Origin of the sequence: Prevotella sp. S7-1-8 (assembly GCF_000758925.1) — a bacterium.
Taxonomy (GTDB): domain Bacteria; phylum Bacteroidota; class Bacteroidia; order Bacteroidales; family Bacteroidaceae; genus Prevotella.
Map to the genome: position 1 here is coordinate 47980 of NZ_JRNC01000024.1, position 12887 is coordinate 60866.

Annotated in this window: 8 protein-coding genes; all 8 read left to right on the top strand. The window is 46.8% G+C overall.

The features are described from left to right. Nucleotides 1-801: 801 nt before the first annotated feature. Nucleotides 802-4092, top strand: coding sequence for a SusC/RagA family TonB-linked outer membrane protein (locus HMPREF1640_RS03775; RefSeq protein WP_081935261.1), 3291 nt, complete (start codon nt 802-804; stop codon nt 4090-4092). 9 nt (nt 4093-4101) lie between these two features. After that, nucleotides 4102-5508, top strand: coding sequence for a RagB/SusD family nutrient uptake outer membrane protein (locus tag HMPREF1640_RS03780; RefSeq protein WP_197051478.1), 1407 nt, complete (start codon nt 4102-4104; stop codon nt 5506-5508). A gap of 37 nt (nt 5509-5545) precedes the next feature. Beyond that, nucleotides 5546-6244 (top strand): DUF4843 domain-containing protein, encoded by a 699-nt coding sequence (locus tag HMPREF1640_RS03785; protein WP_081935263.1) that lies wholly within the window; start codon nt 5546-5548, stop codon nt 6242-6244. A 13-nt stretch (nt 6245-6257) separates the two neighbouring features. Continuing rightward, on the top strand, nt 6258-7775 hold the full coding sequence (locus HMPREF1640_RS03790; RefSeq protein ID WP_081935264.1) for a PKD-like family lipoprotein: 1518 nt from the start codon (nt 6258-6260) through the stop codon (nt 7773-7775). Continuing rightward, nucleotides 7759-8988 carry a thioredoxin family protein gene (locus HMPREF1640_RS03795; RefSeq protein ID WP_197051479.1) on the top strand — a complete coding sequence of 410 codons (1230 nt, stop codon included), beginning with the start codon at nt 7759-7761 and terminating at the stop codon, nt 8986-8988. The genes HMPREF1640_RS03790 and HMPREF1640_RS03795 overlap by 17 nt, the downstream gene beginning before the upstream one ends. A gap of 673 nt (nt 8989-9661) precedes the next feature. Next, entirely contained in the window at nt 9662-10270 is a 609-nt protein-coding gene (locus HMPREF1640_RS03805) for a DUF6621 family protein (protein WP_036892545.1), read from the top strand. A 95-nt stretch (nt 10271-10365) separates the two neighbouring features. After that, a complete protein-coding gene (locus tag HMPREF1640_RS03810; protein ID WP_036892546.1) occupies nt 10366-11604 on the top strand; it encodes a saccharopine dehydrogenase family protein in 1239 nt (412 codons plus the stop codon). Between the two features lie 105 nt (nt 11605-11709). Beyond that, the gene (recA, locus tag HMPREF1640_RS03815; RefSeq protein WP_036892547.1) at nt 11710-12759 is read left to right on the top strand and encodes a recombinase RecA; all 1050 of its coding nucleotides are present in this window, start codon (nt 11710-11712) and stop codon (nt 12757-12759) included. The last annotated feature ends 128 nt before the right edge of the window (nt 12760-12887 follow it).

The window sequence follows — 12887 nt, forward strand, 5'->3', positions numbered from 1 at the left end:
AAACGTATTTGTCCGAAATTAGCAGAAAATAGAGCAATTTTTCTATATGCTTGTAAATGAAGATGTTGTCGTGATAGCTGCAAAAAGAGATGAGAAACCGTTGTGAGAACTGTTGCGATTAATGCTCTTTCGTGTCGCGATTAATACTTGATCGCATTGTAATTAGGTCTTTCTCGCACCATGTTTAGAGCCTAAAGGGGTTACGATTAAGCATTAATCGTCTCGCCAAGTTTTTTTTATCGTCTTGTTTTAAGCTTTTTTTGCTCCGAAAAATGCGGTGTGTGGCTCGAATGCCTAAAAACTGTTGGCTATTTCGATAGAAAATCATGATGCTTTTTTTTATGATTTTTTCTGAACATCGGCAGGCTGTTCTTGGTATATCTTGCTATTTGCTTTGTCAGGAAGTTTGGTTTTAAGGCAAAAATCTATCATTTAAAATTGTTATCGATGAAAAAATCGCTCACTGTGCAATAAAAATATGGAATTTTTTCCACGTTTTGAGAATTTTTTATTAACTTTGAATGCACGAAGCGTGGTGTCTGTATAAGGTTTTTTGGTATTTCTATGCTGGGGCAGCGTGACGGTGGTCGCAATGTTGCCATTTTTCCAGTTATTCCTTGTATGGACAGTAATCTTGATGGCGAGTGCTGCGTGCCATGCCTGCGACAAGGTTAAATTGAACTAATCGACAAATAATCTGCAATACGATATATTTTGATGAAACGTTAAATCAAAGTGACCATTTGGTATCTATGCACATATATAATATATGGATGTTACAATAACCAAAATTGACAAGAAATGAAACAAAAACATCATTTTTTATGGGCTGTCGTCATGGCGATGCTGTATTTTCTTATGCCATGCCATGCCATGGCGCAAAACCATGAAATAACGCTTAGCTATCAAGACGAGAGCTTACCCACTGTTTTTAAGCGCTTGGAGAGTGTGTCAGGCTACAAAATCAGCTTCTCTTACGATGATGTAAGCCAATACCGCGCAAGCGGAAAACTTGAAAAGGCTTCGATAATAGAAGCCATGAACCATATCATCGGTGACAAGCCGTTGGGCTATACGGTGGACGGGCTTACGGTAAAGGTGGTGCGCGCCCAACGTGATGACAAGGTCTTGCCAACAGTAAAGGGTAAGGTGGTGATGGATGACGATGGGTCAGCCGTAATGGGGGCCACGGTTGTCATTGATGGAACTAACCAAGGCGTGGCTACCGATATAGATGGAAAATTTGTGCTGCAAGAGGTGCCTAAGAGCGCATATCTCAAGATATCCTATATTGGTGCCACCACAGTGAGGCTAAAAGTTGCCGCCATGATGAACGTGCGGCTAAAAAGTGATGAGCTGTCCTTAAAAAATGTGGTAGTGACAGGCTATTACACGCAGCGTAAACAGACGTTCACCGGAGCGGTAACAAGTTTCAGTGGATCTGAATTGCGGTCGGTCTCAGACCAAAACGTGCTGTCTACGGTGGCCGCTTTGGACCCCTCTTTCAATCTCACGGAGAATTTGTCTATGGGCTCTGACCCAAACAATATACCTGACATACAGGTGCGTGGTGTCAACTCGCTGCCCAATACGGATGCCAACCTTCTCAATGAGCAGTATAAAGGTAAAGCCAACCTGCCCACGTTTATCCTTGACGGGTTTGAGGTGAGTGTCGAAAAGATATACGATTTGGACCCCAACCGCGTGTCTAATATCTCCATTCTCAAAGACGCTTCGGCCACAGCAATATATGGTTCGAGAGCGTCTAACGGTGTGGTAATCATTGACACCAAAGCACCCACACCGGGAAAACTTAAGCTAAACTACACAGGTAGCGTCGATTTTGAGATTGCCGATCTGTCTAACTATAGCCTTTTGAATGCTCGCGAAAAGCTTAAATATGAAGATATGGCCGGACTATACTATGGAAGCAAAGCCATATACGTTAAGGAGGACTATCTCGAAACTTACAACGAACGGTTGAAACTGGTGACCAAGGGGTATGACACAGACTGGCTGTCAAAACCGTTGCGCTCTGTAGGCATCACTAACAGGCACAGCGCACAGCTCGAGGGAGGCAGCGACAACTTCAGATATGGCGTGAACTTCACCTATAATAATACCGCAGGTGTGATGAAAGGCTCCGGAAGAACCCGCATCGGAACGGGTATCAAATTGCAATACAACTATAAGAACTTGCGTTTCAGAGACGAAATTACCTATGACAATGTTTCGTCAACACAATCGCCCTATGGCTCTTTCAGAACCTATACGAACCTGAACCCTTATTATTACCCTTATGACGAATTAGGAAAATTGAAGAAAATATTGTTTGTCAACAATACGGCCACGGGCTCTTCGCAAATCGTGAACCCCATGTACAACACCACACTCAATGCCTATGACAAGACGGTGTATGACGATTTTGTAAACAATTTCAGCGTGGAGTGGGATATTATGCGGGGATTGAAGCTCAAAGGCAACTTCTCTTTGGAACGAATCAACCGAAACATGGATGTGTTCAAGTCGGCCGACCATACCGACTTTATCAACGTAAAAGAAAATAAAGGCAGCTATACCAAAGGAAATCGGGTTACTAATAATTATGATGGCAATATCATATTGTCTTATTTCACAACTCTAAAAGAGAAGCATGCGGTGAGCTTTAACGGTGGATGGAACATCCAAGAGACCAACGACGACTATAACTCTTATACCGTTTATGGTTTCGCCAACCAAGCTTTGGACCATCCTTCGTTGGGCGCCAACTTTAAAGAAGGCGACCATGTTAGAGGATATGCTACCAAAACGCGTCTTATGGGCTTTTTGTTGAACACCAACTACAGCTATGATGACAGATATTTTGTGGACGCTTCGATACGAGCGGATGGCTCGTCTATCTTTGGAAGTAACAAACGATGGGGCGCGTTTTGGAGCTCGGGCATAGGATGGAACCTGCACAAAGAGCGTTTCATGGAGGGCAACAAAATGATAAACCAATTGCGCTTCAAGCTGAGCACAGGTTTCACGGGCAACCAAAATTTCTACCCATATCAGTCCATGATGATGTACCAGTACATGAGTGCGCTGTCTTATCAAGATTATATTGGGGCGATAATTAAGGCATATGGCAATGATAACCTGAAATGGCAACGTACGCAAAAAAATAATTTCGGTATAGATTTTGAGCTCTTCAACCATTATGTGAGTGGATATTTCAACTATTTTGTCGAGAACTCAAAAGACTTGTTGGTGGATGTGACAATGGCCAACTATTTGGGATTTGAGGCTTACAAAGAAAATTTGGGTGAGACACAGAACCGCGGTTTTGAGTTTAATGTCAAGGCTTCTGTCATCAGAACGAAGGACTTTCGGCTCAATTTGTTTGCCAATGGTATGCATTATAAGAACAAGTTGCGCAAGATTTCGTCAGGGTTAAGCTCGTATAATGCCCACGCCGATGCCGATGCGTCGTCTAAACCGTACGTGAGGTATGTCGAGGGAGCGTCTATTAACTCGATATGGGTGATGCCATCGGCTGGCATCGACCCAGCGACTGGCAACGAGATCTTCATCAAAAAAAATGGCTCTTACACCAACGCATGGAGCGAGAAAGACTACGTGCCTTACAAATCGACCGATCCTAAGTTGGTGGGTACGTTCGGATTGAACGCCTATTACAAAGGGTGGGAATTGAACTCGATATTCTATTATAGGTTCGGAGGATATGCTTATAACCAAACGTTGGTGGATAAGGTGGAGAATGTAAATCCGTATCTCAACGTCGACAGGAGGGCATTGTACAATCGTTGGTCCACGCCCGGCGTGTCGGCGAAATTCAAAAGAATTAACGATTTAACCACAACCAAGCCTACATCTCGTTTTGTGGAGAAAGACAACTTGCTCAGAGGTACGTCTCTCAGCATCGCGTACACATTTAACAGAAACTGGATTAAAATCTTTGGAGCGCAGTATCTCAAACTGATGTTTACCGCGAATGACTTCCTGTACACGTCGTCCATACATAGAGAGATGGGTACTGCATACCCTTACGCGCATCATTACGCTCTGTCAGCACAACTTACTTTCTAAACCATGAGTATGAAAAAGATATTTATTATATGTGTTTCGGCACTTGCAATAACCCTTACTTCGTGTGAGGATTGGTTTGATATTTCTGCTAAATCAGAGTTGAAGGCAGACGATTTGCTCAACAACGAGCAGGGATATAGAGATGCTCTGATAGGCTGTTATGCTTCAATGAAAAGTAAAAACCTTTATGGAGCACAGCTCACCATGACCTATTTAGACTGTCTTTCCCAATATTATTCTACGGCCAACAACGCCCAAAATAGCTTTTATTACGCCGCCAAATACGACTATGCCAACACTAAAGAAGAAAAAAGAAAGGACGAGATATGGAAAGATCAATATAATGTCATAGCCAATGTGAACAGTCTCGTCAATAGAATAGATAAGTCAAAAGACGTCTTTTCTACGGGGGTGTACGCGCTTTTAAAGGGCGAGGCATTAGGAATAAGGGCTTTTTTGCATTTTGATTTGCTACGTATGTTTGCCCCTTCGCCATCCATGACAGATGGCTTGCAGGCAAAAGCGATACCTTATGTGGACCGATTCACCAACGCTCTGTACGCCCAACTTTCTACGGAACAGGTTTTAGACAGGGTGGTGAAAGATCTCGTCGAGGCTCGTGAAATGCTTAAGGATGTGGACCCATATGGTCCAAAGCACGCCAATTATGATTTAAAAGCGTTGGAGGGAGTGTGGAAAGGACGTGAGTTTCGTATGAACTACTATGCCGTCACCGCCTTGATGGCAAGGGTGCTGCTATATAGAGACCATCCCGAAGACAAGGAAAAGGCATTTCAATATGCCAAGGAGGTAATAGATTCGGGCCTTTTCCCTTTGATAACCAGTAGTGAAATTAAAAGCTCTGAAGATAATGGTTTTGTTAGGGAAAATATCTTTTCGTTGGAGCATACCGGCTTGAAAGATGATATCGTGGATAATTATTTTGTCGTGGATGAGCGCGCGTACAATTTTCTCGCGCTTAATAAACGCACGCTTAAAAGAGTCTTCCCATCCACGTTGGATATGGATTACAGGCGTCAATGGTGGCTGGGCACCACTGGCAATAACTTTACAATTGTCAAATACAACAGCTCCAAGCGCGTACCTTTAATCAAGGTTTCCGAGATGTATCTTATCGCCACCGAAACCGCACCCAATATAACGACGGCCAATAAGTACTACAATGAGTTGTTGTATCATCGCGGATTGCCAAGCGAAGCGTTAACGCAAGCCAATATGAACAAGCATTTATTGGCAGAATATGCCAAAGAGTTCATAGGGGAAGGCCAGCTTTTTTATGCTTATAAAAGATTGAATAACAAGATAGTTCCAATACTGCAAAGAGGCATAGAGAAACCAGAAGCTGTCTACGTGATACCTTTGCCAAAGGAAAATACTTATTTCATACAACAATGATTATTCCATTATTATACCCTCTAAACTATCGCACTTTATGAAAAGAATAATCTTTAGCGGTTTATATATACTAACATTTTTGTTACTATTCGCCGCATGTCAGGAGAACGAGCAGAAGGAATTCGGTCAAAAGCCAAGTGCTTATTTCAGCTCATTGACCGCAGCCGATAGTATGGCATATTCTTTCGCGTCGGGTAAAGTGAAGCAAGACACGGTGCTCATACCCGTAAAAATCATTGGTGAGTCTACCAGTTACGACCGAAAAATAGCTTTTAACGTAGATCCGTCGTCTACGGCGCAAGCGGGTCTTCAATATGAAGCTTTGCATGGTATGGTTACGCTGCCCGCGGGAAAAGTGGAAACTTATATCAAGATAGTAGTCTTTGACAAAGGCTTGGACAAGTCGGACGTGTCTTTGACACTGAACATTGTACCCAACGAAAGTTTCAATCTTGGCTACGGTGACAGACTTCGCGCCAAACTCATCATCACCAATCAGCTGGTCAAGCCAACCTATTGGGACATGCCTTTGTCTTTCTATTATGGCGAATACTCCAAAGCCAAGCACCGCATTTGCATCATGTTACAAGGTGAGGATTTCCCACCCACATGGGATCGCACCAAGGTACAGACCTATATGTCATACGGCAGAATGGTGTACAACTATCTACTGAAGACCCCCGTGTGGGATGAAGATACAAAAACTTGGATTACGGCAGACTGGGCTCCACTCTAAAAAATGAACAGAAATGAAAAGAATTATTATATTATTTTCGGTCTTTGCGCTCGTGTTGACCTCATGTGTACACGACGATACGAACGAGAACTTCATTCAACTCAATGAGGCAGCCATCACCGGCATAGCCGATGAGTACAACAATGTCTATGTGGACGATTTCCTAAAGATATCGCCTGTTATCAGCACGACTAAGAATGATCTCTCCCAATTTAGCTATTTTTGGATTACGTACGACACGAACACCTTGTACAATGCGGACACACTGTCGCATCAAAAAGACCTCAATGTCAAGATAGGGATGATTCCCGGCAAGCACACGGTGGTCTTCAAGGCCGTCGATAACAAAACCGGCATATTCTATAAAAAGCAATTTGTTATCAATGTGGTTAACGAGTTTACAAACGGTATCATGGTGCTCTATGAGAAAAACGGCAGTGCCGAACTTGGTTTTTGGAGTCAGGAGCGTGGCAAGCTCATCTCCGATATCTATGGCAAACTGAACGAGGGCGGTACCATTGGGCAGCGTCCACAAAGGGTTTACTTCAATAAATACAGTGACGAGAAAGCCAATGAAGTCTTGATTTTGTGCCAAGACCAAAAGGGTGGCGTGTTCTTGGATGCTACAACCATGCAAAAAACGCGCGACTATAAGGATTTTTTCTTTGCCGCGCCAGATGAGATTAAACCACAAGCCTATTACAAAGCTAACATGCGCGAATATCTCATCGACAACGGATTGGCTTACGATAGAGCCACCAACAGCATGATACCCAACCCCACTGTCAAGCCAAATCTCAGTGTCGCGGGCAAAACTTATGAGATAGCAGGCAACGCTGATTTCGGCGATCCGGAGGTTGGACACGATGATTACCCCGCGCGCATCATCCTATACGATAACAAAAACATGTGTTTTTACTCCGTTTATAACATCGCTTCGGCTTTTATGGAGTTGATACGTGGTTCTGAGGACGTGATTTACGAGCCGGGAGGCTTCTTCGATCCTAACAATGTTGGTATGACTTGCCTTTATGCCAACATCTCCGCGCGTAGTGCCACAGGCGCGAGAGAGTATATGGGGGTGTTCCAAACGCCACAAGGCAAGCGCCATTTGTTGAGAATGGGCATAGGCTTTTGGGTTGAGAACGCCGAGCCCGACACCTACTTCAAAGATATGGGCAATGATGTCATCACTTCTGAAGGGATAGACGCAGCCACTACTTTTGCCTGTTCGCCCAAGGTTCCGGGTTATATGTTTTATGCCTCGGGCAATGCTTTGTACCTTTACAATGCGATCAACAACGCGGGGCAAAAGGTCTATGAGCTTCCAGTGGGGCAGAATATCAACCATATCGAGATAGACCGGAGTCATGGCTACTTGCTTGTGGCTTATCAAGACAAGGCCAAACAGACGGGCAAGGCCGGTTTTGTCATGTTGGAGATAAGCACTGACGGTGGTTTAAAACTTGCCGTGAAGCACCAATTTGATGCTGTTGGCGATAAAATATTGGATTTTGAAAACAGGTATTAAACAGATGAGGCACAGACTATTGACGCTCCTGATGTTTGCCGTGTGCGGCTATATGGCACACGCCCAGCAGGTCTTGTTCCAACGCCTGACATGGCAAGAGGCCAAGGATAAAGCTCGCGCTGAGGGTAAAGGTATTTTTGTTGACGTCTATACCATATGGTGCGCGCCCTGCAAAAAAATGGCTAAACAGGTGTTCACGCAGCCTAAAGTGGGCGATTATATCAACAATAACTTCGTCGCCCTGAGCTTAGACGCAGAGAAAGAGGCCGCGCATGGTTTTTTCAAATTGTACAAGGCGTCCGCTTACCCCACCTATTTTTGGTTGGATGCTGACGGTAATCTTTATGACACACAGTCAGGGTTTTACCCCGCCGACGAGTTCATCAGAGTATCCGAACAGGCTTTGCGGTCTAAGTTTTCGCGTCAATATGTTGCCGACCGCGCCAAATGGGAGCGGGGGGAACGGTCATTAGATTTTGTCAGGCATTTCCTGTTTGATGTCGTGGCCAAGGTTTATCCAGACTCTGTGCGTCCGTATCTTAACAAATATCTTGGCGGATTGACCGAGCAAGAGATAGCCACCAAGGGGGTAGGCGAGTTGCTCCAATGGTTCACCTATACCATCAGGGGCGATAGCGTGTGGCTGGCATTGGCCAAGCACAACGATATTTACCAAAAACTTTTGGGCAATGACTTCGGCAAGAAAATGTACATGAACCTCGTGCGCGTGCCCATGATCAACAGCACGGAGGATGTCGACGACTTCAACAGAGGTCAAGCAATCGTCGAGGAGACCGACTTCCCGAACAAGAAAATGTATAGTGACATTCTCACTATGGAGCGAACGTTGCGGCAAAAAGCCTATGCCCCCGCGCTCAAGAGAGCGCTGGCGATAGGGTTGGCGCACGAAGGCCATTTCCCCAACGTGTACTCGGAGATGATATACTCGTTTATCCTTGCCGATTTTTTTGTTGACACCCATAAACGCACTGCCGAGGAGGTAGCCGACATGCGCCAATTGGCCGACCGTGCATTTCGCATGGCGCCCTCACAGTGCACGTTGCTTTACAAGGCGGCGGCGCGGGCACTTGGCAACGATTACCAAGCGGCCTATCGCCTGCTCGCCAACCTGCCTTTCTATGGAGAGCCCGCGCTCAGCTCGGCGGTATATGCCAAACTGAATTTGCGACGCATACACATAGACGAAAAATAATTATCAACGTGATTTAACGCCATGCCCTTATATCCCAATGGCACCCATCCAAACAATGTAAAGGGCGTGGCGCGTCTCGAGGAAGCCCGAACCACACAATGGCTCATGTGTGGTTCGGGCTTTTAAATGTCCTTGAAATAAACCGACAAAGGCCCGTCAACCTCACGTGAATGTCCCAAAACAAGGCAACTGTGCCGAAAAACGGCAAAAAACCAACGTTTTTGTAAGGCATGGATTGTCAACGCTTTATGAATGGCGGCCATGAGACCTTGGTGGCATAATGTTGAGATCGGCTTGCGATTAGGCCTTAATCGCAAGCCGATTAAGCCTTGCACGCGGCGCGTTAAAGGCTCGTTCGCCTTGCGTTTGGCACTTGAAGGCGACCCCATTGGATACCGATCGCAAAACGTTGGCTGTTTTCGAGGAAATAAATGGAGGTAAAGTCATGCCATTTTCAAGATTTTTAGGCATGATGGTGGATAACGGAAGAATTTATTATTGACCAATTATTTTTACATTGTAGACTTTTCTTGGTTGTTTTCGAGGTATGTTACAGTCTCGCCAGATGGCATGAAGTGTGTCATGGAGACGAGCTGTCGGTTGATTTTGGAGCGCGTATTTGTTTTTCGGTCAATCGCTTGTGACAATCAAAATAAAAAGTTATCTTTGCAATATGAATTTGCAAGAAACAAGCAATGTCAAGTTGAGCGAAAACATGATTATCGCCGACGCTGATTACATAGACTATGTGGCATTCCAGTTGACGGTACAGTTTGAGCGTATGATAGGTCGCGCTATTCCGCCCGCGGACCTTAGTCGTTGGGTCGTGAATATCGCCTTGGATGGCGGGCTGCGCCAAGACGGACTGTCGCACGAAACGCAGGTGGTGCTGATTCACGACGAGGGCAAACGCGCCTTGGACAATTTTCGCCCATCGGTGTACGACAGCGAGCTTAGCGCGCGGGCTTTCAAAGATGAGCAGTTGGGCGAGTTCTTGGTCAATTCGTACGCCGTGGGCAGCGTGGTTTCGAAAGATGACTATATGCTCGACATCGTGAAGATGGTGCGCGAGCACCCTGAGGTGAAGCGCTTGATGGTGGTGCCCAACGCAGAGCGGGGCGACGTTTATGACGAGTTGCGTCATCAGTTGCGTGGCGCGCCCGATGGATTGCGTGCCACTCTCTTTGCCATGCAGCCCATGGAGGGCGGTAATTTCAGGCAGGAGATATTGGGCTATTCGCTCATGAACGCCATGGGTATCATGGCTGACGAACTGAAATGAGGCTTGCGCGGTGGGCGATAGCCTCTTGCGTGCGCTGTCATGGCCCGTGGCGCAAGTGTGGTTAACGTGTTGTCAGAAACAAAAAAGCTAAAATAATGAGTAGAGTATTAATGATTGGAGCCGGTGGCGTGGCCACGGTTTGCGCTTTCAAGATTGTCCAAAACAAGGACGTTTTCAGTGAGTTTATGATTGCCAGCCGCCGCAAGGCGAAGTGTGACAAATTGGTGGCTGACATCCACGCCAAAGGCTACGACATGGATATTAAGACCGCGGAGGTGGACGCTGACGACGTGGAACAGTTGAAAGCTCTCTTCGATAGTTACAAGCCGCAGTTGGTAATCAATCTCGCGCTGCCCTACCAAGACCTCACCATCATGGAGGCTTGCTTGGCATGCGGGTGCAACTACCTTGACACGGCCAACTATGAGCCGCGAGACGAGGCTCATTTCGAGTACAGTTGGCAGTGGGCATACAAGGAGAAGTTCGAGAAGGCAGGTCTCACGGCTATCTTGGGTTGTGGTTTCGACCCCGGCGTGTCGCAGGCTTTCACGGCGTACGCGGCCAAGCATCATTTTGACGAAATTCATTATCTCGACATTGTGGACTGCAACGCCGGTGATCATCACAAGGCTTTCGCCACCAACTTCAACCCCGAAATCAATATCAGGGAGATTACGCAGAAAGGACTTTACTATGAGAATGGCGAGTGGATAGAGACAGAGCCTCTGGCCGTGCATCAAGACATCACCTATCCTAATATAGGCCCGCGCGACAGCTATCTCATGCACCACGAGGAGTTGGAAAGTCTTGTCAAAAACTATCCCACCATTAAGCGCGCACGCTTCTGGATGACGTTCGGGCAGCAATACCTCACCTATCTTGACTGTATACAGAACCTTGGCATGAGCCGCATAGACGAGATAGAATACGAGGCGCCGCTCGCCGATGGCTCAGGAAAGATGGTCAAAGTGAAAATTGTGCCTTTGCAATTCTTGAAGGCGGTGTTGCCCAATCCACAAGACCTCGGCCAAAACTATGAGGGCGAGACCAGCATAGGGTGTCGCATACGTGGCGTGAAGGATGGCAAGGAGCGCACCTATTATATATACAACAACTGCAAGCACCAAGACGCTTACAACGAGACGGGCATGCAGGGTGTGAGCTATACCACGGGCGTGCCTGCCATGGCTGGCGCGATGATGTTCGTGAAAGGCCTGTGGAAGAAACCCGGCGTGTGGAACGTGGAGGATTTTGACCCGGACCCATTCTTGAGGGTGATAGGAGAGCAGGGTTTGCCCTGGCACGAGGTGCACGACGCGGACCTTGAACTATAAGAAAACAATGACATTAACAGGTGGCTTGAAACCGTAGGCCATGTCTCGCCGACGCGACATGGCGCGAACATGAAATGACAGGCCGCCCTTGAACAAAAAATATTTATGGCAAAAACAGAAGAACGAGCAGCCGCCGACAACACGGCTAAACAAAAGACTGAGAAAGAGGCTAAACTCAAAGCCCTGCAGGCTGCCATGTCCAAGATAGAGAAAGACTTTGGCAAAGGCTCTATCATGCGCATGGGTGACGAGAGCATAGAAGACGTGGATGTTGTCCCGACGGGTTCCATTGGCCTTGACGTGGCTTTGGGCGTGGGGGGCTATCCACGTGGCAGGATTATAGAAATATATGGCCCGGAATCGTCTGGTAAGACCACGCTGGCAATTCATGCCATAGCCGAGGCGCAAAAAAAAGGTGGCATAGCCGCTTTTATCGACGCGGAACACGCCTTTGACAGGTTTTACGCCGAAAAACTTGGCGTGGACGTTGACAATCTGTGGATTTCTCAACCCGACAATGGCGAGCAGGCCTTGCAGATAGCCGACCAGCTCATTAGCAGCTCGGCCGTGGATATCTTGGTAATCGATTCTGTGGCCGCGCTCACGCCAAAAAAAGAAATAGACGGCGAGATGGGCGACTCGATGGTGGGCCTGCAAGCTCGGTTGATGAGCCAGGCGTTGCGCAAGCTTACCAGCACAATATCCAAAACCAACACCTGCTGCATCTTTATCAACCAGTTGCGCGAGAAGATAGGCGTCATGTTTGGCAGTCCGGAAACCACCACGGGAGGTAACGCGCTCAAGTTTTACGCTTCTGTCCGTTTGGACATTCGAAAGTCCAGCCCCATCAAGGACGGCGATGACGTATTGGGTAACCATGCCAAGGTTAAAGTGGTGAAGAACAAAGTGGCTCCTCCTTTCCGCAGGGCCGAGTTTGATATCATGTTTGGTATGGGTATCAACAAGATAGGAGAGATAGTGGATCTGGGTGTGGAATATGGCATAATCCAGAAAAGTGGCAGCTGGTATAGCTACGGCGACACCAAGCTCGCGCAAGGGCGCGATGCCACGCAGGGCGTGCTTCGTGACAACCCCGAATTGTGTGATGAGTTGGAACAGCTCATCATGAACGCCATTAGAGAGAAAATGGAATGACGCGAAAGCCAGCGATGCGCCAATCTGAGCGCGCGCTTGGTGATTTGAGCGCACGCATGCTCGATAAGAAAAAGGCCTCAATGCGGTGATATTACCGTGTTGAGGCCTTTCGCGTGTCGGGGTGTCGA